Here is a 24,821-nt window from a genome sequence, read left to right as displayed (position 1 = left end):
GAATATAAAAATTCAGTCGCCATGTATGCTGGGTTTTATTTGCCGCAAACAATGTTATTGCTTTTTGAAGGTATAAAGATAGCCGTTGTCAGTTTTCTCATCAAGCGTGAAGCTTGACTTGTCGGCTGAAAAAACAACGATACCATGCCAAACAGCTCCCACACTCGTACTTTTGCAAAGCAATGTCGAAGTGGTTTTATCGAAGCTGGCATCGCCGGTGTAAGAAGGGATGGTTGTACAGGCCGTTTTGAACGTGAAGGTAGTACCATCAGATGGAAAGATTGTTTCTGACCCTATCTGGCAAGGTAGAAACGGCGGGTCTGTATCGTTGCTAATATCCCGCAGCGTCACGTCATCCTGAATTTTCACTACCTTCCATGTTCCACTAAATGGTGATGCAGGTGGGGTTGGGTCAGATTTTTTAGAGGAACAACTAAAGCAGGTACAAATTACGATGATACCTAACACCAGTTGTATTGTTTTAGGAAAGGCGAGTAGCATTTTTTTCATATAGGCGTGATTTTGGGTTTCCGGTAAAGTTCACAAAGCCCCGTTGTATAACCTATTCACTAAAACTATAAGGTATAGGTAGTTTGTATAATTTATGCGTTCTTTGTACTTTTAATAAATTTCGTTGTATGTACGGTCCTAAAATTCGATTGATACGGGAGATTAAAGGATACTCCCAAGAATATGTTGCAGGAATATTAGGGATGACCCAACCATCCTATTCCCGTATAGAAACTAATCAAACAAAACTGGACACCGGGACACTTGAAAAATTGGCTGAAATTTTGGAAGTCTCACCGGCTGACATTATGAGCACTGAACCGACGGTGATTAATTTCTATGGCACGAATCACGGGGCGCAATGTACGTTTGGCACCGTTGGACATTTTGATGGTAGCCAAAAGGAATTACTGGAAAAAATCATTGTTGCAAAAGACGAAGAGATTGCCCGGCTGAATGATATTATTAAAGAATTAATAAAGAAAAAATAAAGGAGTGGTATGCTACCGCTTACCAGCACTAATAATGCTGCGTAATACGTCTTGCTTATTTGTTCCCGTTTCGTACTGTACTTTCACCCGATAGCCTTTCATCACCATATGCGTTGGTGTCCGTGGTGGTTCGAGTGCTAAAACACCTTGAAACATATCTGGCGACACAAAGCGTATGGTTGCCTGCGGTGATAGGGATAGCGTGTTTTTCACCAGTTGTTTAATGTGGTCGAGCTTTGAATTATTAGAAGAGCACACCACTATTTGTTCATACCCTGCAGCCAGGCATTTTTGAATATTGTGGAGTTCCCATTCGGCCGTTGTGGTAACAGAAATTTCAACGGCAATGCGCTGCCCGTCCCGTTCGAGTACTACGTCTACTTGTCCAGTGCCGTCCGGCGTGGGTACTTCAAGACTTGCTTTATATCCTTGTGCTTCTGCTAACTTCTTTATAAACGACTGTAGATAGCGATGCTCACGAATGCTTTCCTGTTTTTGGGTGTCCTCAATAACCGGCACTGGTTTTGCTTGCATAGGGGCTTGTTGCTGCTCTTGTCTAACAACCGGTATAGGCGCAATTGTTGGGGGTTGTACGGTCTCAGCCGCTATGATAGGCGCACTATAGGTACGGCGGGAATATGCTTGTATTGCGTTTTTATGTGACGGTTCGAAAATGTCATGGTATGGAGTGACTGCTAAGTTAAAATCAGCGTCCATAATACTAACTCTTGCAATAGCTTCGCCAGTTGATAAATTTTGCAAATCTGCGGCGGTGAAATGGGTAAAACCACCTTCTAACTTCTTTGCATCAGTATCGCCCAACCGAAAGCAAATCCGTGTCCCGGCATTTGAAAGTACACTATTCGCCACTTCTCCATCATATTTCGTAACCTGTTGCATATCCTGATGCGACAAAATTAGGCCAAGTGCGTATTTGCGGGCGCCTGAAAGGATGGAATTCATCGAGGGGGTAATAAAATACTGGAATTCATCAATGTAACAGAAGAACGGAATACGTACCTCGGCTGCCTGGCTTTGCCGAGCCATTGCAGTTTGCTGCAACTTGGAAACAATGAACGCGCCTAACAGATAGCTGTTTTCTGCACCTAACAGCCCTTGTGATAATTTGACTAATACAATCTTTCGACTATCCATTAATTGAGCAAAGTTTAGACTTTGCTTTTGACACACCATCTGTCGAATGACTTTCGGACGGAGAAATGCATCCAGCCGGGTTAAGATAGGGCCGATGGAACTGCTTTTTAAAATCGGAAATTCCTTCTGCCAATAATACGAAATATCGGGGTCAGTAATAGTTGTAAGCACGGTAGCACGGTATGGCAGTTCAATAAGAAACTTCCGTAGGTCGCCCAAGTGATACTGCTTGCTGTTACAAACAAATGCCAAAATTGCATTGGCAAAAACACTATTCATTTGGTCGCCCCATGAGGTACTAAAGCGGCGAAATAATGCCACGAGGTCAGAGGCTAACAGTTCTCGTTCAATATCTGAATGTGCGACTAACATATTGAGCGCAATGGGAAACTCTGTATCACTAGGGTCAATCAACACTACATCTTTTATTCGTTCCTCCGGAATGGCATGTAAAATGTCCTCAATTAAATCGCCGTGTGGGTCAAGACACATGAGGCCGGTGCCCGCATGAATGTCTTGCAGAATAAGGCTTTTCAGGAGCGTTGATTTGCCGGTGCCGGTTGCGCCCATGATATGGATATGCCGGAGGCGCTGCTCGGTACTAATGCCAACGGTACAGGGTCTTCCATTGTGTTCATTTATTCCCAATGTGTACGCGTGACCAATGAGCGATAGAGGCGCGGGGTGGGTCGTTCTATTGCTTTGGATTAATTTCGCACTGTGCACGGACATGCTCGGAAAATGCACAAACGTTGCGAGCTCTGACGCGTTTAACAGCATACCCACCCGGTGCGACTGGCGCAGCACGATGTCGGCCAAGCGTTTATGCACGGGATATTCGGGCCCTTGTAGGGCAATGAGAGCATTGTACGGCGTTGTTGATGCTTCCGTAATACTAAGTGCAAGTTGCGTTATACATTGCTGTGCAGCCTCTATATCGTCTGCCACGGCCACTGCGCGAATTGTGACACCAAATAGCGGCACCTCTCCCTTTTGGCGCGCAAGTGTTGGCATTTCAGGTGCATCAATAAAAAATGATTCTTTTTCGCCAACGGTGACGCGATTCTCGCCATGAGCGCAATACATGCATCCCCGTGAGGCTCAATGAGCGCAACTCCATACCCTTTATAAATATCATCCTCTGCCATGTTGAGCAGCAAACTGGTCTTTCCGCTCCCTGTTTTCCCAATACTGTAGATGTGTGAAAACCGGTCTTGCAGCTTGATGCCAAAGAGCTTATTGGAGTTTCGAAAGTTAGTATAGCCGATGGGGGTGAAAGGTTTTGAGTGGTCATAAGGATTAGTCATGTACTTAACAATCCTACGGGAAACTAAAAAGTTAAAAAGAGAGGCTATTTAGTGTTATATACGCTTTTTAAAGATATTGGGGTCTAAACCTAAAACACCTCCCTTTTATGTTTTTACTCGGTTGTCATACTTAGTGCATATTAAAACTAGGATGTGATATTATGAAAACGCTAGGCAAAAAAATAAGCAACGTACCCAAAGCGGAGCCACGCAGTCTTTTGCCTAGCAGCACTGACGTTGCGCGTGGTTCCGCTTTGGATTTAACAGCTAATGAGCCTCCCATTGAAGTATTACTTGACCGCTTGGCTGAAATACTTGTAGAGGCATATTTATATGAAAGACGAAATAATAAATAATCGAGTTAAGCAAGCGGTAATATACTGTCGGGTATCTACAAAGGAACAGGTTGACGAAGGAAATAGCCTTGTATCACAAGAGCGGCTTTGTCGCGAATACGCGCTAAAAGAGGGCTATGAGATTGCAGAGATATTTATTGAAAAGGGAGAAAGCGCAAAAACCACAGACCGAAAGGAATTGAAACGCATGATGGAATTCTGCACCACAAAAAGAGATAGGGTGCAGGCAGTCATTGCTTATAAGGTTGACCGTATTAGTCGAAATATCGCAGACTACAGCATGATAAAGGTGCGGTTAAAGAAGTTTAACGTTACAATCAGATCGGTAACAGAATTCTTCGAAGATACTCCGGCTGGTCGATTTATGGAAAGCATTATTGCCAATGTGGGCCAGTTTGATAACGAAGTACGAACAGAGCGCAGCGTTGGCGGTATGAAAGAAGCAGTACAAGAGGGGCGATATGTCTGGAAAGCGCCTCTAGGATATGACAATGTGCGTATTGATAACAAAGCTACTATCGCGCCAAATGCAATGGCGCCACTAGTTACTGAAACCTTTGAACTTATCGCGGATAGGTGCTATTCAACCGAGGTAGTGCGCTTAATGATGAAGGAAAAGGGTTTGGTGGACGCCAAAGGCAATGCAATAAATCGGTCATATTTCTTTCGGATAATTCGTAATCCGTTATACAAAGGAACGCTAAAACAGTTTGGCATGATAAGTAAAGGAACATATCAACCAATGGTTACCGAATCATTATTTGACGACGTCCAAGCAGCGCTAAAAGGACGAAAAAACAAGATTAAGCACTATGTAAAGGAAAACCCAGACTTCCCTCTCCGTCGATTTATATTAAATCCAGAGGGCAAACAATTAACCGGTTACTGGGCTAAAGGCAAATATAAAAAGTACCCATATTATTCATTCCACCAACCTAATACAACGATTCGGACTGAGCTTTTAGAATCTATGTTCATGGATTTTTTACAGGAATATGCGTTGGACACGCGACATTTAAATCAGCTTAAGGATTATTTAGAATTTCGCCTTAATAAGCAAGTTGCAAATGATACAGTAGCTGATACTGCTGTTTTGAAAAGGGTTGAAGAAGTTAACCAGGAAATCGCTTTCCTCTTTACAACGCACCGAAAAGGCAACGTCAGCGAAACAATGTTTGTTAGTAGAATGGGTAGGCTTGAAAACGAGTTAGAAGAATTACAAGAACTTCAGCGCGTAAAAAAGGTGGACGATTTTGAGATTGCTAGTGTTTTAAACTTCGTGGCCGAGGCATTGAAAACACCGCAGTTCTTGTGGAAAAAAACCTCTTTAGATATAAGGCGGAAACTACAAGAGTTTTATTTTCCGATAGGTCTAACCTTTGATGGAGAAAAATTACGAACTCTCAAAGTATGCAGTGTTTTCAAGCTAAAAAAGCATTTTGATAGCTTAAAATTTCCGATAGTGAACTTACATAACACAGAAACAAACACTATGTCCACACCTAATATGCCTCCCTTCGAGGAAATGCCTTTGGAATCAAAGGAGTTTGCAGAGCAGGTTGTGGATGATTTAAGGAAGTTGAGTGATATCGTTGAAGGGAAAATAGTTATGGAGGACAAGTATCCTTCTGAAGAAAATATCTGATTGCTCTCGACGACTTAATGTCTGGCAAAATTGATTGGATGATTTCAAAAATGTTCTTTTTCTAAAGATCAGAAAACGAATCAGTTATCTCGACTTCATAGTTGCCACTACTTGTCAGTTTCTTCAGGACAGACAATGACGGGCGGGTTGCAGAACAGGTAAAGAAAAGGTTCAATCATCAAACACGGGTAATTCGTGTCTCGGAAGCGGCCTGCCATAAAAGGTCTAAACAACCATTGTAACAAAAATGATACCTATTTAAAATGCCGACCATTTCGTTATAAATTCCAATATCTATATTTTTACCTAGTGCCCATAACCGAACCTTATGCACCTATTTAAAAACTACAAAAACCCTGATGCAGTCGTTGTTAAGTTATTGGAAAGGCTTTTAATAAGTACAAAGCCCGCCCAAATCGTGGAAGAATTATCGACACACCCGGACTACCCTAGTATTTTAGCTATCAGCGATGTATTAACATCGTATAATATTAATAACACATGTTATAAATTTGACGAGGGCGGTTTCAGGAACATAGAACCTCCTTTCATTGCCCAAACATCTTTAAACGGTGGGAGCTTTTTGCTGGTTGACTCAATAACGGATGATAAAGTTACTGCCAGCAACGAGAAATGGGACAAGCGTCACTTAAAAGTAGAGGAATTTAACAGGATTTTTAGCGGCGCTGTTTTGACAGCTGAGACGCCCAAGATTTCCATTACGCCGGTCAAGAAAATTAAGACAACAATGGAGAAGTTATTCTCTTCGTTAAAGCCTCTATTAGCAATACTAGCGGCATTATTGATTTTGGCGGTTGCCGTTGCGCATAGTGCTTTTCTTAGTCACGTAACGGTTCAAATTACAACGCTTGTCACTATTAAAGTAGCCGGTCTTTTCACATCGATACTACTATTAGCAGAGTCCATAAACCATAACAACCAACTGATACAAAAAATCTGTCAGACAGGCAAAAAGACAGATTGTAACGCAATACTTTCTTCGCGTGCAGCAAACGTTTTTTCCGGTCTTAGTTGGAGTGAGGTGGGGTTTTTTTATTTCAGCTCTACCCTTTTGGTAACTCTTTTTGAATCAGGATCGTCGCTTAGTTGGCAAACGCTCGTGTTTTCGAATTGGCTTAGTCTGCCATACACCTTTTATTCTATCTACCATCAGCTTCTCATTGCAAAAAGATGGTGTGTGCTATGTTGCATAGTACAAGCTTTATTATGGTGCGAGTTTTTTACCTTTACCTTTTTTAAATTTGATAACTCCATATTCACTACGCCAGACCGTCTTGATATTTTATTTGCCTGCCTACTGTTACCTATAATATTTTGGGGAATAATCAAACCAATATTACAAAGGGTTCAAGAGGTACCTGTCCTTAAAAGGCGCCTTAAGGTCTTTCAATATAGCGTAGAGGTCTTCAATTCTATAATGTCCGCTCAGCCGCTTTGTTCTATGCCCGACGAGAAGTGGAGTATATCTTTAGGCAATGACGAGCCGGGAAATGTTATAACAATTGTCACCAATCCCACGTGTTCCTCCTGCCGCGAGACGCACAGGCAACTTGAGAACTGGCTTAAACGGGATGTTACATTACAAGCAAGGATTATTTTCAAATCGGATTCGAACGACCATGAGATTAAAACTAAACTTTGCAATCACCTAATGGCCATAAATGAGTTTTCTGATAAAAATATCGTGATGGGAGCACTAAATAGCTGGTACGGCAATCGAGAAAAAGACTATGAAGGATGGTCAAAACAATACCCGGCGACCATTAGTGAAGCCGCGACAAGCAAGTTGAGATTGCAAAACGATTGGTGTACGGAAATGAAAATAGAGCATACACCCACGGTTTTCTTAAACGGCCGGTTACTGCCGGAAATTTATAAACTAAGCGATTTAAAGTACCTTTTATAACAGTAACTTTTTACAAGAAAAAGGGAGCATGAACCTTTAACATGCCGTTTTGATATCGGGGCGGTGCCGATAATATTATTAATTACTTAAAATTATTAACTTAACTATGGAATCAAAAGATTCAAACTTGGAAAAAATCGCTAAGACCTTGAAAAGGAGCGAAATGAAAAACATTGTTGGCGGAAATATGCAATATTATTATTCGGACACCAATCCGAGAGCCGTTAGCGTGCCAGGCGTTAATTGCGTTTGCATGTGTGATGGGTCTACCTCTACCGATGGCGGTAAAACTAAGCAAACCGTAGAAGGGGGACTCGTTTGTGCAACATATTGCTACTGTTAAGCTTTACATTTAAAAATGACTAATATAGCCTGATAATGAGACATTATCAGGTTATATTGATGACTGTTTTAGTACGTTTTACTTGGAGAATGAAGAAAATATTAATTTTTTTAACGTTGGTGCCGGGATTTGTTTTTGCGCAACAGAATAACCAAAATGACGTATGGCGTTTGAGGCTCGTAGATAGCTTAACTCTTAAAGCCATTGAAAATGTGACCGTAACAGTTAATGATTTAGCCGCCTTTATGACAGATGTGAATGGCATGGTTAGTTTGAGGAAGCAAAATGTTGGTTTAAATGGCAGCTTAAAGTTTTCGTGCATAGGCTACAACACATCGCAATTTAAGATGAGGGCCGGTTACAATATGCCTGACACGATAAAGATGCTGCGTTCTATAATTTCCCTTAAGGAAGTGAAAATTAATTCGGCTAAAGCGACTAAGATAGCTTTAGGAGAAACTGCCGATGAGTATAAGGGAAGGTATTACCCTCTCGTTAATGAAGAACTTGCGTTATATATACCGAATAAAAAAAAGCTGAGCGCAATCATAGCCAGCGTTTATTTTTTCGTAAATGATGGTTTAAAGGGTATCGATAAGCCATTTAAAGTGCAGTTATATACGAAAAATGACGATAGCTTATACCCCGATAAGGAAATGATAAAAGATAGTATCATAGTATATAATCCCAAAAAGCTCCACAAACTAGAAGTTGATTTAACAAAATACAATCTTCAGGTTCCCGTAAACGGTTTTTTTATCGTTTTTGAAACTCTTTCTGCCAAGTGGTATGGTGATGATTTGGTGCAGTATGGACAACAATACTGTCACAGGGTACCCGGAATCGACAGAGATTACGAGAACATCAATGATTGGATGGTTCAGAACGATCCAAGAATTGGAGCGGACAGGGAGTATAGTTTGACCAGGCGTGATAGGGACCACGAAAATCCCTGGACGACATTCGCTTTAGGCGAGAACTTTGCAATGGGCGCTATACTTATTGAAAATTGACAACTAAGCATTTTTAAATAAGTTCGACACCCCGATAACCTCGACTCAAATTTTGTTAAAATTTGAGTAATTCAAACAACATTATGGAGCAAGACCTATTAGAACAAATTGCCTATCTGGAAAACGCTATCACGAAGGCGTTTGGGAAAGCAGAGATCGAGTCTGCATTTATAGAACACTGCCGTGGCGGCTTTTTGACCAACTTAAACAGTGCGCATATAGACGCTATATCGAAAGACAATTACTACATGGCTCCGATGACTTCGGGCAAATTGAGCATGCGAATTATTAACAACGAAAAATTTGTTTATGCTGCCTCAATTTATCTGCCTAATGTGAACATTATGCCGCATGCTAAAGCTGACGATAATGATGCTCTAGAAGTTAAAGGGCAAAAGACATGGACAGGAACGGGTAATTTTAGTAAAAATCCTCTGCCCCCTTTGATATGGTCTGCCAATTCGCAGGTGCTAGTAATAAAAGGTAGTGGAACATGTAAGGTAAGAATACTACAAGTGCCGCGTGACACCGATATAAACAATTTTTCATCGGGAGTAACACTGACTGAAATTGACGAACAAATGTTAAGTGATGGTGCCTCCATATCAAATTGGGATAGTAATAGGATTATTGAAATTATAGAAGTAGATGAAGCCGTTGTAGTGCAAACGCTGACTATAAATAATCCCAGAATAGAACTGCATTGGATATTTAATGAAAATCTTGTGGCTTTTGACGCATTGCCGTCGAAGCCTTTTCTAGCCCGGTTGATGGCTTTTTTAAATTTATTAATAGAGATGGAAATTGACGCACCTCAGGAGTTGTATGATAAGATATTTATATATGGCGACCCGCTTCTTAAGATCAGGGCTATAGAAGCGATGTTGTTAGAACAGCACCCACTCGCAATAGATCACCTGCGATCTGCAATTGATTCGCCCCTTCCCTTTTTATCTGACCGTGCAAAAATTTTGAGAGATAAACTACTTGCAACAAATAGTTAGAATATGCCACTAATAATATCAATACCTGAAGACGATACAACTATCGGATTAGTAGAATTTAGAGAAATAATGAAAGGAACAAAAGTTGATTTTAAAAACCAAGACGATCTTTTCTATTCGGCTAAATACTTAAATCAATTGAACAATAATAAGACGTTCTTAACAAACTTTCTTACTGCCGAACTAAAGAATATATATGATTTTCAGAAATCAAACGTACACGGGTCTTCTGTATTCAGCATTTATCAGACAGACGAGTACTTACTGAGGGCTGTGGTTTGGAGCCCGGTATCTGAATCAGAAAAGGCGGATCCCAATTTTAAGTATGATGTTTTTCATGACCATAACTTCGATTTGTTAACCGCAGGGTACTTTGGGCCCGGCTACAAAACAAGGTCTTTTATATATAATTCCGATGAAGTTACCGGTCTTTTGGGAGAGCATGTAAAGATGGAAGACAAGGGAATATACACGTTGTCGGAGGGTAAAATCATGTATTATCAGGCGAAAAAAGATATACATAATCAAATACCGCCGGAAAGCATATCTGTGTCTATTAATATTATTCCTAAAAGAAATATAGCGGCTAGCCCACAATATGAATTTGACGAACATGCGTTTAAAATAGCGCGTTATATCCAGGTTTCAAGTAATGAGTTGAGTATCCGTATGGCTGGCCTATTAGGTAGTGAAAATAATATAGAGGTGCTTAAAGCAATAATGATAAAAAATGACAATCCTCATATTAAGGCGCATTCTGCAATATCGATTATTCAGATTGCCCCTGATTTACGAAATTGTGTTACAAATTGGGTGTACAATTCAAAAAATAAACTGCTAATCGACTTGTTTGAAAAGGAAAATGTTCGATATGGTTCCTGCGTTTAATGGTGATGCACGAGTCGGTGTGATGCTTGCCTAACGGATTGTCTTACAAACAGTGGGTTCTGCTTTTTAGCATAAATACGAATAAGGTTCTAGCTAATGTCTTCGATGTGGGATTTTGAATTGGCATGTTTAGACATCCCCCTTGAACATGGGAATTGTTAGCGTCCTGGTCATGTCTCGTTAGGCAATTCATGCAGACATCGATGCCTGCAACATTGTCTCACGTCCATGTAACTCAATCCGGCAATTCCGTTGTAATCAGAAATAGACTTTTTGCTTCTGTATGCGTGGTCCGTATAAATTATTTAGCGAGGATATCTTTTTAGGACACTTATGCGGTCAATTAAACTCAATTGTTTTTATCTTGAATCCGTTGACTTAGGAGAAATTACATCGTGGGTGTACTGGTGGAAGTTGTATGGTGTTTTAATTGTAATTTGTAACCATCTAAAAACATTGTGGTTTTCAATTTAACATGGTCATTGTAGAAAATCGGCCGGAGGGGTCGAACCGGACGAAAGAATACTAATTCTACAAACCGGTTCTTTGTTTACAAAGGACAATTTATAGTTTTTTGTAGCTACTTCGTCTTTATAACTATTTTACCTCCCTTATGCTAACTTTCTTCCACTGCTATCCTAATAGTTATGGAAAAAGGAAATCAACCTATTCCAAATACATTACGATTACACCGCATGACTATGGGGTATACGCAACGGCAAGTTGCAAGCCTTTTAGGATTGCATGATTCGGTACCGGTGTCGTTATGGGAAAAAGGAGCGCTGCTTCCAAGTACGGTAAATCTGATAAAATTAAGTTTGATATACCGTACCTACCCCAATGAGCTGTACAGCGATATATTCAACACTTTTCGCGAAGAGTTACGAGTAAAAGAATTTGAACAATTTAAGACAATCTAGCTGCAAAGTTATTTGCGGCCCGGCTTTCTATGTCCTTTAGATAAGGGACAGATAGTAACATTAAATTATTGAAGCTTTTTATATCGAACGAAACAATCGAAATATATAAAAAAACGAGCGACCGAACGATACAATTATTAGAGCATCTTTTTACAACAATGAACACTCATAATATTAATTACAATCCACTCGAAATTCAACTCGCGCATGAAATCGCCGCCAAACTCGAAGATCCTAACGCGCTTTCACTCTATCTGACCTTTGCCCACCAAGTTCCCCATGAAAAACTTCGAGAGTTATTAGACCGGGTGGCAGGAATACCAGACCGCCAAATCAAGCGCACTCGTGGAGCGCTGTTTACCCACCTTGTCAATCAATACAAACAATACGGCTATGATTATTCTGGGAATTAGCATCGGCACCCGAACATCAGGCATAGCAATTATTAGTGACAAAGGACTTATGTCATGGAATACGCTCTCTTTCAAAAGTTCCTGGTCTGAAAAGAAAGGCGAAGCAATTATCAGTAAGTATGAAAAGTATTTAGAGCAACACGACGTTACTGCGATAATACTAAAAGTGCCCCGACTAAGCCACCATAGTGCCGCCATCATTTCGCTTTTGAAACAAATAGACACAATCGTTAAAAGTCACGGCTGTATGGTTGACTACAAAAGCCAAGCAGATATTAAAGCAGCTATACCAGCGATTAAAAATGGACAAGATTTGATTGCCCATACCACGCTCCATTATCCAATCCTGCAACGTGCACAACACCGTGAATTAACCAATCGCAATAATTATCACGACAAAATGTTTGAAGCAGTATTAGTTGCCCATTTATGGAAAGAAGAAAACAAGAATTCATCGTATTAGTTATTTACAACTAATTAGCCTCCCTTTTGGGAGGCTTTGTTTTTTTATATCTTTAATGTAAATAACCATTCCTTTCACAACCCAATAACTAAATCTTAAACGTATGGAAGCAATCAAACGAGTCGGTATTTGGATACGCGTATCCACCGACATGCAAGTTGAAGCAGAAAGCCCTGAACATCATGAACGCCGCGCCCGATATTATACTGAATCAAAAGGCTGGCACGTTATGGAAGTGTACAGACTTGAAGCCGTGAGCGGCAAATCAGTCATGGGACATCCAGAAGCAAAACGAATGCTCTCTGACATCAGAAGTGGACACATCACCGGGCTTGTTTTTTCAAAGCTTGCCCGGCTTGCCCGTAGCACAAAAGAACTATTAGAATTCGCAGACATTTTCAGAACGGAGCAAGCAGACCTTATTTCGCTTTCCGAAAACATCGATACCAGTTCACCCGCCGGCCGGTTATTCTTCACCATCATTTCAGCAATGGCCGAATGGGAGCGTGAGGAAATCGCCTCACGTGTCCAGGCCTCGGTGCCAATCCGTGCCAAGATGGGTAAATCATTGGGTGGTCAAGCCTCGTACGGGTATAAGTGGGAAAACAACACGCTCGTAATAGACGAAACGGAAGCGCCCATTCGAAAGCTGATGTATGAGTTATTTATTACTCATCAACGCAAACACAGCACCGCCCGCGCATTAAATGACCTCGGCTATAGAACCCGGAACGGCTCGGCATTTTCCGATACCACTGTTCTTCGACTGCTGCGCGACCCCAGTGCAAAGGGTGAGCGCCGCGCGAATTACACTAAAAGCCCCGGCAAGGATAAACAATGGTCGCTTAAACCGCAATCGGAGTGGGTGATTATGCCCTGCCCCGCAATCGTGGACGCTGAACTGTGGGACAAATGCAACAGCATTTTAGATGCACAGGAAAAGAAGGTTGTGCGCATTAGCGTCAAGGCCGTGTATCTGTTATCCGGCTTTGTACAGTGTGAATGCGGGAAAACGATGTATGTGAGACATGCGTCAAAAATGTACTTGTGTAGTGTTTGCAAAACGCGCATAAGTTCTGAAGACATCGACGAAATATACCAGGTGTATTTGAAAGATTATTTAGGTAGCATTAACCATGAGGAATTTGTGGCGCAGTCTGACACGCAATTGCAAGAGAAAAAGCTATTGCTTGAAACAACTCGCAAAGAACGCAACAGGCTCTCAAAACGCATGAACGACCTTTTAACCTTGCGATTGGATGGTGAAATTACCAAAGATACCTTCAGTGAGCAACACGTGCCGATGGAGAAACGATTGCGACAACTCGATGAGCAATTACCGGAACTTGAAGCGGAAATTGATGTCCGCACCGTGCAACTACTATCGAGTGATGCAATCTTAAACGAAGTGGAACATTTGCATTACAACTGGGTTGATATGACATTCGAACAAAAGCGCGGTATTGTAGAAACGATTACAACAAGCATCGTTATAGGCAAAGAGGAAATCACTATCAATTTAGCCTATGCTCCAATGATTTCCTCAAATCCAAAGAATGTTCCACACACCAACATTCCTGTGTTGGCATTCTGTGAAATTGACTGCGATAGCCCAATGCCGAAGCATCCAACGTATCCCAAGGAACTCGTGGATATTTCTGATCACTTGCGTAAACGCCGTTTGGACTTAAAGCTGTCACAAATTACTGTAGCAGGAATTTTTGGTGTGTCCGAAGATACAATAACCTATTGGGAAAATAAACGGTCTGTTCCACAAATGATACAAATGCCTAAAATTACCCGGTTTCTTGGGTATAATCCTGTCCCGATTGATACGAGTACATTAGGTGGGAAGATAAAGGAGTTTCGGTATTTAAACGGCCATAGCAAAAAGCTATTGGCGGCCCGATTAAATGTTGATCCCTCAACAATTACAACTTGGGAAGACAATCTATTTATGCCAACGGTTGCAAATTATGAAAAGATAATGGCTGTATTGGCGTTATTGGACCGTTCGTCGAAAACCACATGGGAGGATGTGTTGGATTTTTGATCAAAACAAAAAAGGCTGTAATCTATCGATTACGGCCTTTTTTACAACATGGAAACTACTACGTGCCTAAAGAATTTAATTAATATTGATTATATTTATAGTGTCTAAATTAAACTTTCGAGTTAAATGAAAAAATTTATCTTCCTTATATTCTTTCTCTCTATTAATTATAGTTATGCACAGGAAGTTGAGGGCAAAGAACTCTCCAAAGAATATTATGATCATATTTTAAAAGAAAATGAGAATTATAAAAAAGCAAAATTTATAACTGAAGAACGAACCAGGGCATTAGACTTTGGCTATGACTTTGGAAAATCCTATAATTTTGTAAGTCTCAATAAGAAAATAAAAAACGCTGACGAACTTTCATTGTACTTTGGTTATAAATTTAAAGATCAAGATATTGATTATTTGAACAGTCAATACAAAACAAATTTTAAATACGGTACTGGAAGATATGATGATTGTCTTATATTGAGAGATATAGCTTATAAAAACGGGAGGATTGGCTATTTATATCAAACCACCTCCGAAAACTCGATAACCAAAAGCCCAGATCCCAAGGAAATTATTAAGGTCTTACAGCTTCATAAAAACAAGAGAATTATTTGGGGAGGTAAGTCCAAAATTCCAGAGGCACTTGCCAAAACACTAAGTGAGTATGGCATAACTTTTTTTCAAAATTACCAATCGGCAATGAATCAGAACAACCAAAAGGCGATGCAACCCGTTGTTATAGTTTATTCATCACGAAATGCGAAAAAAGCTACCGAAATATTTGAAGGGCAAGACGGTGTTAACATATCAAAAATAACTAGAAATTGTTCAAAATTTAATAATTTCATAGTTGTTGAAAATATTGATAAATTAAAGAATACATTGGAGGCAAATAAAAAAAGTCGTCCATTTGTTGTGTATCATAACCGCAATGAGATAAATGAATTAGTGTTAAAGTATAATGCTCAATCGATCACATGCAATAGCTTTGAAATCAAAAAAGGAGATTTTCTTAGTACTAACTTCCTGGATTTTGAAAGTATTGTGAAAGCATTTGAAAAAACCAAATTGTCGCCCAATACGCTGGACGGAACAATGAGAGATGTGTCCGAGCAATACAATATCGCATTAAAGAAAAAGAACATAAAAGTTAAAGCGATGATTTATGCATCCGGCATTTCCCTATTAAGTTCTGTAATAACAGCTTTACATTTCTTATTCGCAAGCACAGAGCATGGCTCCTCAACTAATAATATTGCTTAATCCATGAAATATGAGTACTAGATTTTTCTTTACAACAATTAAACAGACCATCGAAGCATTCTCCGGCCCTCATGCAGGTAGTGCAAAAGCTGATAAAAAACTGACAAAACAGGAGGCTAATATTCGTCTTGTTATTTCATTGATGCTTTTAGTAATTGCTATGTATCTTATAAGATATGATAATGTGCCGAACTCAAATTATAAAGGACTACCTGGAGTAATTATAGGAGGAATTATCGGCTATTGGCTTAGGTAATATACAGTTTCTGCGGCGGAGCCATTATTCTCGAACTTGCCTTCAACGAACTAATACAAACTACTACATTCGCTTTTCTTTCATTGCGTCAATAACCGACCTAGCGATCATCTCCCGTTTTCTATCCATCTCCTGCTCCGGTACTGCTGTATAATCAACCTTTACCCGATACCCCTTTACTCGTATATCGTTTGAAGCGTCTTTCGCAATTTCAGAATCTAAATACAGAAACAAAGAGTCTGGGCTGAGTACTAGCATTTTCTCTCTGTGCGCAATTTCAAATTTTTCCTCGATCTTGGCTGTCATACGTGCCCGCACCTGACTATCAGTTGAACAAGCAACAATCATGTCATATCCGGCAGCCAGACATTTCTCAATATTATGTAACTCCCACACATCCTTTGATGTATCGTTAATTTCAACCGCAATCAGTTTATTGTTTCGTTTAAGACTCACATCAACTTTACCTCTTCCATCTGGTGTAGGCTCTTCAATGAATGCGGTATAACCTCGTGATTCCGCCATGCGTTTGATGAGGGTCTGTAGATACCTGTGTTGCGTTTCTTGCTTCTTGTCTTCCGGATTTTTAAGCCGCGATTGTACAAATGGTTCCGCTGGTTTTGATGCCGTTGTGGGTTTGTGTGTCGGAATATAGGTAGCTTTTATCGTTTCTTTTTCTGTCGGATATTCGTGTACAGAATGGATATTTTTCAACAGCGCTTCGACCTCTTCTTTCGGTGTGCCGTAATTGTTGCGCGAAAAATCAATCACTCGTTCCTTGATCTCACGCGCGACATCCTGCTCCATTACTTCAAAAGGCAGCGTTTGTAAATTGCAATTATTTTCAGGCCGCTCAATGCGGATAATAGCTTCGCCAGCATCAAGATTTTGTAAATCATCAGCGTCAAAGAATGAGAAACCGCCCTCAAATCGTTTCGCATCCGTATCACCAAGTCGAAAGCATATTCGGGTGCCAGCGTTGGCGGTTACAGCGCTTGCAAGCTCTGCATCATGCTTTGTTAATTGTTGCATATCCTGGTGAACCAGGATTAAACCTAAGTGATATTTTCGAGCGCCTGAAAGTATGGCAGACATAGAGGGTGTAATGAAATTCTGAAACTCGTCGATGTAGAGATAGAAGTTGCTCCGGTCAGCTTTTTGTTTAGCTTGTCGTGCCATAGCTGCCTGTTGGATTTTTGATACCAAGAACGTACCCAACAAGTAGCTGTTCTCGGTTCCCATTAATCCCTGGGAAAGCTTAATCAATACTATCTTCTTTGAATCTAATATGTGCTCAAAATCCAGGCTTTTCTGTTGGGCTACCATGTTGCGGATAAGCTTGGGGCGGAGGAAGGAATCAAGACGGGTTAAGATCGGGCCGATGGAACTAGATTTCAATATTGGAAATTCCTTATGCCAGTAATACACGATACTAGGATCAGCAACTGTTAACAGAAACTTATCCCTGAAGCTTTTTTCAATCAAAAACCGGCGTAGGTCTACGAGTGTTCCACCTTTGGTGCTTTCGAGAAAGGCAAGGATGGCATTGGCGAAGACTGAATTCATTTGGTCACCCCAAGAGGTTGAAAGGCGCTTAAAAGCGGCCACTAAATCAGAGGATAAAATATCCTTTTCAATTTCGGAGTGAGCAGTTAAGATGTTAAAGCCAACTGGAAACTCGGTATCAGACGGGTCAATCACGATGACGTCCTTGTGCCTATTCGGATGTACCCACGATAATATACTATCTATTAAGTCTCCATGCGGGTCAAGTACAGCAATTCCTTCACCATTGGCCATATCTTGGATGATGCTTGAAAGAAGCAAAGTTGATTTGCCAGTACCGGTTGCCCCGATGATATGAGTGTGCTTTAACCTCTGTGTTTCACTGATCGTGACATTTGAAATATTGCCTTGGTGAATGTTTGCACCAAAAATATGTTGATGATTTAAAAACGCCGGTGGTGCCGCTTTCGTTTTTCGTGTGTCGCGCTCCAATTTATGAGACACCACAGATACTGATGGAAAATGAACAAGGGTCGCAAGTTCCTTGCTGTTTAATAACATGCCTAAACGATGAGATTGGCGCGACATGACGTCTTCGAGGCCTTGACTGTAATATCCGTCATTCAATGGAAACAAGCTGTTATACGGCGATTGTGTGGCTTGTATGACACCATTGGCTAACCGTTGGGTGTCATTGTCTGTATTGTAACCAATGACACGAATACAAACCGCAAATAATGGTACTGATATTTTTTCCTGCGCAAGCTTCACCATTTCCGGAGCATTGAGAAAAAATGAGCCGCCTTCATTGTCCATTACGGAGCGAATAATACTTTCAGCCCAAGGATTGGCAACTCCCTTAAACAGTATTTGTATGACGAGTTGCTCGCCACCGGTTAGGTTTTCCAATACACCGAATATGCCGGTGAGCGGGTCCACATCAAAACTCTTTGGTGTTGCAAGCGGTCGCATACATTCCTCTTCCAATCCGAAATCAAATCTGAAATAACGACCGCCTGGTGCGACAATATCGCCTATGGATGCTTCATGAATACCACATGTTGGAAAGTATGCTTTGACTTGATTGTGTACGTAATTCGCGTCCGGTTCACGGCAGACAAATTGAATCCTAATTGAGGCTTGGGTTGCAATAATTTCAAATGAAATGGGATAGATTGATTGCGAGAGCATAAAGAGCAACTGCTCTATTTCGTCAGGCCGAATCTTTTGGTCTTTCGGCAATGACACTGAAAGAGCAATGAGCGGTGCATCATTTTCCCAAATGAAAGGAACAAGCGGGCTGTCATCCGCAGGCTCTTCATTAATTATTTCGTCACCGGAACTAGCAACGCTCTTAATTGCTTGATATGCTCGTGTGAATACAGAGGGGCGGAAACTGTCATCTATGACCGATGATTGCACAGGCACGGAATGATAGAAAAACGGCTCAAACGGTGGCTCTATATCAACCGGAAAAGGATACGCCTCCCATCCCCGCAACCGTTGTTCCCAGGCATAGAATTGAACGGTTAGCGCCTCGTAGCGTTTCATGCGCTAAATGCCAATCGTTCAGTTTCTGATAGCCCTCGTATGCCTTTTGATGTGGTTACTTGTTCAATGGCTTCGGTAATGCTGTCTTTAACGCACAATTTAAACATGCTTGCAGTATCAAGTTGGTAATATGTTGTTCCTTGCCAGCCTTCAACAACAGTGTTTAGCAATGGAACTTTCATAGCAAGGTCGCGTGTGCCATGTTTCGGTTCACCCTGCCAATATGAGACAAAGAACCCGTTGCCAATGGGGGCGGCGCAGATGTCAAATATATCTTCTTTACGCTCTATTCGTAAATACTCCCGCTTGTTTGAAAGCATACCGGCTTCATTGTAGTTGACGCGGGACATTTTAACATCCGGTATTTGCCGGCTAAGCATGATCTGCTCAACAAGAGTGTAGAATTCTTGTGCCGAAAATTGCAATGTGCCAAAATAGTGGCATTTGTTTGAATGGACTGCCCCAACGTGTTTGGGACTTCTGTAGTAATAGTAGATGCTCAAAATGATGAGGATGATGACAATGAGAATCATAATACAAGGTTTAAGGTTTGGTTATCAATAATTTATCTATATAAAAGTAAAGAGATTTTTGAAAAAACAAATACTATATCAGTAATATTTATTCACACACGTATTCATTTCATCAGGTAAGCACCTCAAAGCGCACGGCGGGTAATATGTAAAGGCCGGGCAAGCAAAAAAACAACAACCGCCCGCTTGTATAGCCTTTACGTGTTATCCGGCGCGGGCTATCTTCGCGGCGCTGGTGAATGAGGTTATTAATTTCTGGCTGTACTAATGTGTTTGCCTATCACCTTAAGCGTATGTAAATTGATTATTTTTCTACAAGAGCCGCATACGTATAAGCCATTCCAATCGCTTCCAATGAGAGGTTCGATTTCATTGCCATCTTTGTCACAGGGATAAAACCCGTAATCTGAAGGGGTATTTTTACAGATACATACCCAAACTTCTCTATCATTAGGTACATGAGTGATTATTTCCATACCGATAATTATGCCTTAAGTTAATAGCGTGAGTCAATATGTACTACATCATTGATCGTTAGACAGTCTTGGTGTACGTATGGCAGCAATTGGTAATGTAGTTGCGCTGAATGGTACAGAAGTAGTACCGTCGATAAGCAGCTTTAGATAGATAGAATGCGAGGGTAAGTTGATAAAATCTTCAATGGTAAAAATGGGGTAAAATTCTTCCGCCATTACCTTTGCATCAGCCGCCCCTAACCGAAAACAGATGATCGTTCCCACATTACCCAAAATGGCGGTGCGGATTTCCTCGGAAAGCTGCTCTAAGTATTGGTGGGTTAAGAATAACCCAACCTTATACTTGCGCACTTCGGAAAGCATGGTTGCAAAAGAGGTTGTTAAGAATGAATGGGCTTCGTCAATGTACAGATAAAATGGTTTTCGCTCTTCGTGTAGGAGGTGCGCTCGTCGCATGGCTGTTGTTTGCATTCCAGTAGTTAGCAAGCTGCCTAAAAGAGTGGAAACATCTTCGCCAATTAAGCCCTTTGAAAGATTGCAAACGAGTATTTGGCTACTGTTCATTACGGTTTCAAGAGATATGCCTCCCTGTTGACCTACAATCCCATGCAAAGTAGCATTTGCTCGAAATACCCCCGCCTTATTAAGTATCGGACTAATAGCATCAGCCTTTAAGCTTGGCGGGTATTTATCAAACTCATTGAACCAAAATGACAAGATATTTTCATTGGTTGTAAACTGTAGCACAAGTGAGCGAAACGCCTTATCAAGCAACAAGGGTTGAATGTCTAACAAAGTGGCCGTTGGGTATTCAAGCAGGGTTAAAATAGCAAAACGTAGAATATATTCAAGCCGTGGCCCCCAGGAATCAATCCATATCTTTTTAAAGGTTTGAACTATTTCAGAAGCAACTAAATGCCGCTCATGTTCCGGTACTTTATACAGCGGGTTAAAGCCCGGCAAATGATCCAGGTCTGTCGAATTAAAATATACCAAATCCTTTTTACGGTGCTCCGGAATGTACTTTAAAATAGTGTCTGCGGTCTCCCCATGTGGGTCAATTACGCAAATACCGTAGCCTTTCTGAATGTCGTCGAGCGCCATGTTGATGAGCAATGTACTTTTACCAACCCCTGTTTTACCTAAGCAATATATATGTTGAAGCCGGTCGTTTGGTTTAATGCCAAAGAGTTTATTGCTGTCGCGCCAATTGGTAATGCCTATGGGAGTGAAATAATGGTAGTCATACATTATCTAACTGTATTTCAAAATTGATTGGAATTACAGGACGGAATAGTTAGTTTTTAAATAAATCTGCCCTACTGTTTGTGTTTTCACCCTTATGCAATACTTAATCTATACCGCTAATTATTTATATGCTATGATGAATCCGCTGGATAAAGAAGAACAATTACATATTGTCGTCCCTGATATGGAGCAACGAACTTCTTTATCCAGCAATAAAGATGTCATTCGTTGCTCCATTTTGGGTTGTGAAAATGTGGAGCCGTCAAACGAAATACTCTTGGCAAGATTAGCAGCTTTAATTTTAGAGGCTTATTTCTATAACAAAAAACAACCTAAATAATGAAATTAAGAAAGCCGTCATTTATTGCCGTGTCTCTACGAAAGAGCAAGCAGATGAAGGAAACAGCCTTGTTTCACAAGAGCGTATTTGTCGTGAATATGCGGCAAAGGAAGGCTACCAAATCGCACAGGTCTATATTGAACGAGGCGAAAGTGCAAAGACGGCTAATAGAAAACAACTACAACTGTTGTTGAAATTTTGTACTGGCAAAAAAGGCGTAATTCAAGCAGTCATCGCGTACAAAGTTGACCGTATTTCTCGAAATATTGCGGACTACCATGTAATCAGGGGCACATTAAAACGGTACGGCGTAGAGATACGCTCTGTGACAGAGTTTTTTGAAGATACCCCAGCCGGTCGCTTTATGGAAAATATTATTGCGAACGTTGGTCAGTTTGATAATGATGTACGTACTGAACGCTCACTGGGCGGAATGAGGGAGGCAACTCAAGAAGGACGATATGTTTGGATGGCACCAATCGGCTACAGTAATGTAAAAATTAATGGTAAATCGACCATTGCCCCAAATGATAAAGCAGCCTTAATCCAAAAAGTATTTGAATTAATTGCGACCCGGCAATATTCCACAAATTCAATACGGCTTATAATGTCGAAACAAGGATTAACGAACAGAAAGGGTGGCCCGGTTACGTGCTCAAACTTCTTTCATTTTCTCCGAAACCCCTTGTATAAAGGGGTAGTCAAGAAGTTTGGCAATGAATACCAGGGGACTTTTCAGGCTTTAATAACACCTAAATTATTTGATACAGTTCAATCTATTTTGGACGGTAGAAAAAACGTTGTAAGTCATTATTTACACGAAAATCCTGATTTTCCACTGCGTAGGTTTTTAACTAACGAGGCGGGTAATAAAATCACCGGCTATTGGTCACAAGGGAAACGTATTAAATATCCATACTACTCTTTTAAATTGCCGCACACTACAATTCGCAAAGAAGTGCTTGAGGAAAAATTTATGAGTTTTTTAGCACAGTATGAGTTTGATACACTGCATTTCAACCGCATGCAGTATCATTTGAAAGAACAATTTGAAAAGCGCGTAAATACTGTAGCGGACGAGAATAAGAATATTGAGAAGCAGATTGCAGATTTAAATAAACGGATAGACTCGCTCATTGAATTAAAAACTAATGGCACAATAAGTCTCAACACATTTACTGAACGAGTAAAAAGGGCGGAGAGCGATATAGAACAACTTGAAGGCTTGCTAAAAACATCCAGTCCGAAAGAATATGATATTGATGAACTTATGTCATTTGCAAAAGTCGCGCTAAAAAAGCCCCATCTATTATGGCAAAAAAGCCCACTCCATATTCAACAAAGATTACAGGTGTTCGACTTTCCTGAAGGTGTCACCTTTGATGGCGTAAATTGTCGAACACCCAAAGTATGTAATCTTTTCAGGCTAAAAGTGGAATTAGACCATGAACTTTTCTCTACAGTGCCCTCGGGAGAAAAAAGTAAAAACACCCGAAATAAGTTAAGTTCTCCACCCTCTAGTAGTCTTATATATACCAAAGCTTATTGGGAAATGATTGCCGATGAAATATTAACGCTTAAATCGATAGTGTTGTCACCTGACAATCCCAATTTGGGTTCAAAACAGAGTTAATAATGACTGATTTTCACTATTAGATGACGGCTCGAAAATGACTTTCAAACTTGATAGTTTTGTTCTATTTGTACTATCTAACTTCTGTAAACAGCTAATACAAAGTATTTCTCGTGCCCTACTGAACGCAACAAATCCAAGCCTGTAATTATCGGTTTTGTCACTAAAACGTATGTCCCTATCTGTTTCCAGCCATTTTTTAAGTTCTTTATTGGTCTTCGCGATTACCAGCACAGCCTCGGCTTCAAGTCCTTTAGACTTGTGGATTGACGAAATCAGTTCAGTGGTTATACTTTCAACACTCTCGTTTTTTACCGTTGCTAAATTTGAAAATAAAGTATCCGTATTCGTGTCACCTGATATTCTAAGTTTCAACTCGGTTTTTAAGAAGTTCACTAATTCCTCTTCACAATTTATTGATGCCCTAAGGAGCTTTATACCTAATGTCCGAAACTCAATAGTACTTAGTTTATACTCTTCGCAAAACTTCTTTGGCGGAAGATGTACTGCATCACAAATTAATTTAAGTGTTTCAGAAAGTTTTGAGTGTGGTTTTAAATTATCATTGGAAACAAGTTTTAGATTATATTTTTCGGAGACCTCGTTATATTCGTCGTTTCTATAAGCTAGGTAGAACCTTTTGAAACCGCTGATACTCTCCACTTCTTTAGTAAGTTCTCTATACTTGTCAATTATTGAACTTATATCTGTACAATCAATAAAGTAAATTCCTGTAGAATTTATTCCTGAATATTTCGATTCCTGCTGTATTTGGGTATTAAAGTTATTTATGAACATTGTGACAGCAACAGAGGATCGTTTATTGAATTTTTGTAATACTACCTGTGACGCTGCTTTGAACGCCATTATAGGCAATTTCGTAAAGTGGGGCTTAGCCCTTTTGATGGTGTAATTCGAGATATATTGTTCGGGATCCCCGACCGCATATATTATCGTTTTTTTTGCCTTCCGAATTTGGTCAAAAATTGCGTACTGATTACTTGTTGCATCTTGAAACTCATCAACGAACAAAAATTGTAGTCTTTCCCCGATCAATGCTCGAAGATTTTTGTCCTTTATTAATTTGGAAGAAATTGTTGCTATTTGTTCAAAAGGAACAATCCCTTTATCTAGTAATTTTTTAATTAGGTTAGCTGCAACACCGTTTTTATATTGTTTACGCTCCGCTACGCTCGGAAAACTCTTTTTCTTTGTAATTTCCTCTGCTCTCCCATCAATGTCATATTCAACGAATAGCTTATCTAATTCGACCAAGCCAAACAATGAGGCAAAAGGTAACAAAATATAGGCGTTAAAGAAACTATATGTAGTTCCGATAAAAACATTCGGGGGTAATTTTATTTTCTTTTCAAGTCGCTCCTTTATTGAAACAGTGGCAGCGTTAGTGTAAGTGATCGCTGCTAGGGTGCGATGTGGCTCTAGTAAAGCGATACAGCGAATAATTTCATCCACGAGATCGTGTGTTTTGCCACCTCCTGGCCCAGCAATTATTAGCTTTGGCTTCTCCAT

At 40.3% G+C, this 24,821-nt stretch carries 21 protein-coding genes; 15 read left to right on the top strand and 6 right to left on the bottom strand.

Annotated features, from left to right (window positions below; translation table 11 throughout):
• Positions 1–54: 54 nt before the first annotated feature.
• The gene (locus Q0R52_RS10965) at positions 55–510 is read right to left on the bottom strand and encodes a hypothetical protein (protein ID WP_295794699.1); all 456 of its coding nucleotides are present in this window, start codon (positions 508–510) and stop codon (positions 55–57) included.
• 128 nt (positions 511–638) lie between these two features.
• Here Q0R52_RS10965 and Q0R52_RS10960 point away from each other — a divergent pair, with 128 nt between their 5' ends.
• Positions 639–1,001 (top strand): helix-turn-helix transcriptional regulator, encoded by a 363-nt coding sequence (locus Q0R52_RS10960; protein ID WP_295794698.1) that lies wholly within the window; start codon positions 639–641, stop codon positions 999–1,001.
• A gap of 12 nt (positions 1,002–1,013) precedes the next feature.
• Here Q0R52_RS10960 and Q0R52_RS10955 read toward each other — a convergent pair whose 3' ends face one another.
• The gene (locus Q0R52_RS10955) at positions 1,014–3,242 is read right to left on the bottom strand and encodes a type IV secretion system DNA-binding domain-containing protein (RefSeq protein ID WP_295794697.1); all 2,229 of its coding nucleotides are present in this window, start codon (positions 3,240–3,242) and stop codon (positions 1,014–1,016) included.
• Positions 3,243–3,624: 382 nt separating this feature from the next.
• Between Q0R52_RS10955 and Q0R52_RS10950 the strand changes: the two genes are divergently transcribed.
• From Q0R52_RS10950 to Q0R52_RS10895, 12 genes are all read left to right on the top strand, one after another.
• Complete coding sequence (locus Q0R52_RS10950) at positions 3,625–3,819, top strand: hypothetical protein (RefSeq protein WP_295794696.1); 195 nt, start codon at positions 3,625–3,627, stop codon at positions 3,817–3,819.
• The gene (locus tag Q0R52_RS10945; RefSeq protein ID WP_295794695.1) at positions 3,797–5,464 is read left to right on the top strand and encodes a recombinase family protein; all 1,668 of its coding nucleotides are present in this window, start codon (positions 3,797–3,799) and stop codon (positions 5,462–5,464) included. The genes Q0R52_RS10950 and Q0R52_RS10945 overlap by 23 nt, the downstream gene beginning before the upstream one ends.
• 328 nt (positions 5,465–5,792) lie before the next feature.
• Positions 5,793–7,391 carry a vitamin K epoxide reductase family protein gene (locus tag Q0R52_RS10940; protein ID WP_295794694.1) on the top strand — a complete coding sequence of 533 codons (1,599 nt, stop codon included), beginning with the start codon at positions 5,793–5,795 and terminating at the stop codon, positions 7,389–7,391.
• 432 nt (positions 7,392–7,823) lie between these two features.
• Positions 7,824–8,747 (top strand): hypothetical protein, encoded by a 924-nt coding sequence (locus Q0R52_RS10935; protein ID WP_295794693.1) that lies wholly within the window; start codon positions 7,824–7,826, stop codon positions 8,745–8,747.
• An 83-nt stretch (positions 8,748–8,830) separates the two neighbouring features.
• Positions 8,831–9,751, top strand: coding sequence for a hypothetical protein (locus Q0R52_RS10930; RefSeq protein WP_295794692.1), 921 nt, complete (start codon positions 8,831–8,833; stop codon positions 9,749–9,751).
• 3 nt (positions 9,752–9,754) lie between these two features.
• Positions 9,755–10,639 carry a hypothetical protein gene (locus tag Q0R52_RS10925; protein ID WP_295794691.1) on the top strand — a complete coding sequence of 295 codons (885 nt, stop codon included), beginning with the start codon at positions 9,755–9,757 and terminating at the stop codon, positions 10,637–10,639.
• A 647-nt stretch (positions 10,640–11,286) separates the two neighbouring features.
• On the top strand, positions 11,287–11,559 hold the full coding sequence (locus Q0R52_RS10920; protein WP_295794690.1) for a helix-turn-helix transcriptional regulator: 273 nt from the start codon (positions 11,287–11,289) through the stop codon (positions 11,557–11,559).
• A gap of 68 nt (positions 11,560–11,627) precedes the next feature.
• Positions 11,628–11,972 (top strand): hypothetical protein, encoded by a 345-nt coding sequence (locus Q0R52_RS10915; protein ID WP_295794689.1) that lies wholly within the window; start codon positions 11,628–11,630, stop codon positions 11,970–11,972.
• On the top strand, positions 11,953–12,435 hold the full coding sequence (locus Q0R52_RS10910; protein WP_295794688.1) for a hypothetical protein: 483 nt from the start codon (positions 11,953–11,955) through the stop codon (positions 12,433–12,435). Before Q0R52_RS10915 ends, Q0R52_RS10910 begins: the two co-directional genes overlap by 20 nt.
• 103 nt (positions 12,436–12,538) lie before the next feature.
• Positions 12,539–14,488 (top strand): recombinase family protein, encoded by a 1,950-nt coding sequence (locus tag Q0R52_RS10905; RefSeq protein WP_295794687.1) that lies wholly within the window; start codon positions 12,539–12,541, stop codon positions 14,486–14,488.
• A gap of 126 nt (positions 14,489–14,614) precedes the next feature.
• On the top strand, positions 14,615–15,748 hold the full coding sequence (locus Q0R52_RS10900) for a hypothetical protein (RefSeq protein WP_295794686.1): 1,134 nt from the start codon (positions 14,615–14,617) through the stop codon (positions 15,746–15,748).
• A gap of 10 nt (positions 15,749–15,758) precedes the next feature.
• Positions 15,759–16,004 carry a hypothetical protein gene (locus Q0R52_RS10895; RefSeq protein ID WP_295794685.1) on the top strand — a complete coding sequence of 82 codons (246 nt, stop codon included), beginning with the start codon at positions 15,759–15,761 and terminating at the stop codon, positions 16,002–16,004.
• Positions 16,005–16,067: 63 nt separating this feature from the next.
• Here Q0R52_RS10895 and Q0R52_RS10890 read toward each other — a convergent pair whose 3' ends face one another.
• The 3 genes from Q0R52_RS10890 to Q0R52_RS10880 all read right to left on the bottom strand — a co-directional run bounded on the left by Q0R52_RS10890 (position 16,068) and on the right by Q0R52_RS10880 (position 21,321).
• Entirely contained in the window at positions 16,068–19,061 is a 2,994-nt protein-coding gene (locus tag Q0R52_RS10890) for a type IV secretion system DNA-binding domain-containing protein (RefSeq protein ID WP_295794684.1), read from the bottom strand.
• Positions 19,058–19,594 carry a hypothetical protein gene (locus tag Q0R52_RS10885; RefSeq protein ID WP_295794683.1) on the bottom strand — a complete coding sequence of 179 codons (537 nt, stop codon included), beginning with the start codon at positions 19,592–19,594 and terminating at the stop codon, positions 19,058–19,060. The genes Q0R52_RS10890 and Q0R52_RS10885 overlap by 4 nt, the downstream gene beginning before the upstream one ends.
• A gap of 524 nt (positions 19,595–20,118) precedes the next feature.
• Positions 20,119–21,321 (bottom strand): DUF87 domain-containing protein, encoded by a 1,203-nt coding sequence (locus Q0R52_RS10880; RefSeq protein ID WP_295794682.1) that lies wholly within the window; start codon positions 21,319–21,321, stop codon positions 20,119–20,121.
• Positions 21,322–21,451: 130 nt separating this feature from the next.
• On the opposite strand from Q0R52_RS10880, the gene Q0R52_RS10875 reads away from it, so the two are divergent.
• Both Q0R52_RS10875 and Q0R52_RS10870 read left to right on the top strand, forming a co-directional pair.
• Positions 21,452–21,658, top strand: coding sequence for a hypothetical protein (locus Q0R52_RS10875; RefSeq protein WP_295794681.1), 207 nt, complete (start codon positions 21,452–21,454; stop codon positions 21,656–21,658).
• Positions 21,630–23,291 carry a recombinase family protein gene (locus Q0R52_RS10870; protein ID WP_366520886.1) on the top strand — a complete coding sequence of 554 codons (1,662 nt, stop codon included), beginning with the start codon at positions 21,630–21,632 and terminating at the stop codon, positions 23,289–23,291. The genes Q0R52_RS10875 and Q0R52_RS10870 overlap by 29 nt, the downstream gene beginning before the upstream one ends.
• Here the strand turns inward: Q0R52_RS10870 and Q0R52_RS10865 are convergent.
• Positions 23,277–24,821 carry a UvrD-helicase domain-containing protein gene (locus tag Q0R52_RS10865; RefSeq protein ID WP_295794680.1) on the bottom strand — a complete coding sequence of 515 codons (1,545 nt, stop codon included), beginning with the start codon at positions 24,819–24,821 and terminating at the stop codon, positions 23,277–23,279. The genes Q0R52_RS10870 and Q0R52_RS10865 overlap by 15 nt on opposite strands.

The sequence above is a fragment of the Mucilaginibacter sp. genome (assembly GCF_025359345.1).
Classification (GTDB): Bacteria; Bacteroidota; Bacteroidia; order Sphingobacteriales; family Sphingobacteriaceae; genus Mucilaginibacter.
This window is presented reverse-complemented; position numbering and strand designations above follow the sequence as displayed.

Bases quoted from the DNA above. Each gene is read 5' to 3' on its own strand.
- Q0R52_RS10910 (WP_295794688.1), top strand. From the start codon at position 11,953: ATGATTATTCTGGGAATTAGCATCGGCACCCGAACATCAGGCATAGCA.
- Q0R52_RS10960 (WP_295794698.1), top strand. From the start codon at position 639: ATGTACGGTCCTAAAATTCGATTGATACGGGAGATTAAAGGATACTCC.
- Q0R52_RS10895 (WP_295794685.1), top strand. From the start codon at position 15,759: ATGAGTACTAGATTTTTCTTTACAACAATTAAACAGACCATCGAAGCA.
- Q0R52_RS10965 (WP_295794699.1), bottom strand. From the start codon at position 510: ATGAAAAAAATGCTACTCGCCTTTCCTAAAACAATACAACTGGTGTTA.
- Q0R52_RS10945 (WP_295794695.1), top strand. From the start codon at position 3,797: ATGAAAGACGAAATAATAAATAATCGAGTTAAGCAAGCGGTAATATAC.
- Q0R52_RS10930 (WP_295794692.1), top strand. From the start codon at position 8,831: ATGGAGCAAGACCTATTAGAACAAATTGCCTATCTGGAAAACGCTATC.
- Q0R52_RS10900 (WP_295794686.1), top strand. From the start codon at position 14,615: ATGAAAAAATTTATCTTCCTTATATTCTTTCTCTCTATTAATTATAGT.
- Q0R52_RS10865 (WP_295794680.1), bottom strand. From the start codon at position 24,821: ATGGAGAAGCCAAAGCTAATAATTGCTGGGCCAGGAGGTGGCAAAACA.
- Q0R52_RS10885 (WP_295794683.1), bottom strand. From the start codon at position 19,594: ATGATTCTCATTGTCATCATCCTCATCATTTTGAGCATCTACTATTAC.
- Q0R52_RS10890 (WP_295794684.1), bottom strand. From the start codon at position 19,061: ATGAAACGCTACGAGGCGCTAACCGTTCAATTCTATGCCTGGGAACAA.
- Q0R52_RS10935 (WP_295794693.1), top strand. From the start codon at position 7,824: ATGAAGAAAATATTAATTTTTTTAACGTTGGTGCCGGGATTTGTTTTT.
- Q0R52_RS10920 (WP_295794690.1), top strand. From the start codon at position 11,287: ATGGAAAAAGGAAATCAACCTATTCCAAATACATTACGATTACACCGC.
- Q0R52_RS10950 (WP_295794696.1), top strand. From the start codon at position 3,625: ATGAAAACGCTAGGCAAAAAAATAAGCAACGTACCCAAAGCGGAGCCA.
- Q0R52_RS10940 (WP_295794694.1), top strand. From the start codon at position 5,793: ATGCACCTATTTAAAAACTACAAAAACCCTGATGCAGTCGTTGTTAAG.
- Q0R52_RS10955 (WP_295794697.1), bottom strand. From the start codon at position 3,242: ATGTATTGCGCTCATGGCGAGAATCGCGTCACCGTTGGCGAAAAAGAA.
- Q0R52_RS10905 (WP_295794687.1), top strand. From the start codon at position 12,539: ATGGAAGCAATCAAACGAGTCGGTATTTGGATACGCGTATCCACCGAC.
- Q0R52_RS10875 (WP_295794681.1), top strand. From the start codon at position 21,452: ATGATGAATCCGCTGGATAAAGAAGAACAATTACATATTGTCGTCCCT.
- Q0R52_RS10880 (WP_295794682.1), bottom strand. From the start codon at position 21,321: ATGTATGACTACCATTATTTCACTCCCATAGGCATTACCAATTGGCGC.
- Q0R52_RS10925 (WP_295794691.1), top strand. From the start codon at position 9,755: ATGCCACTAATAATATCAATACCTGAAGACGATACAACTATCGGATTA.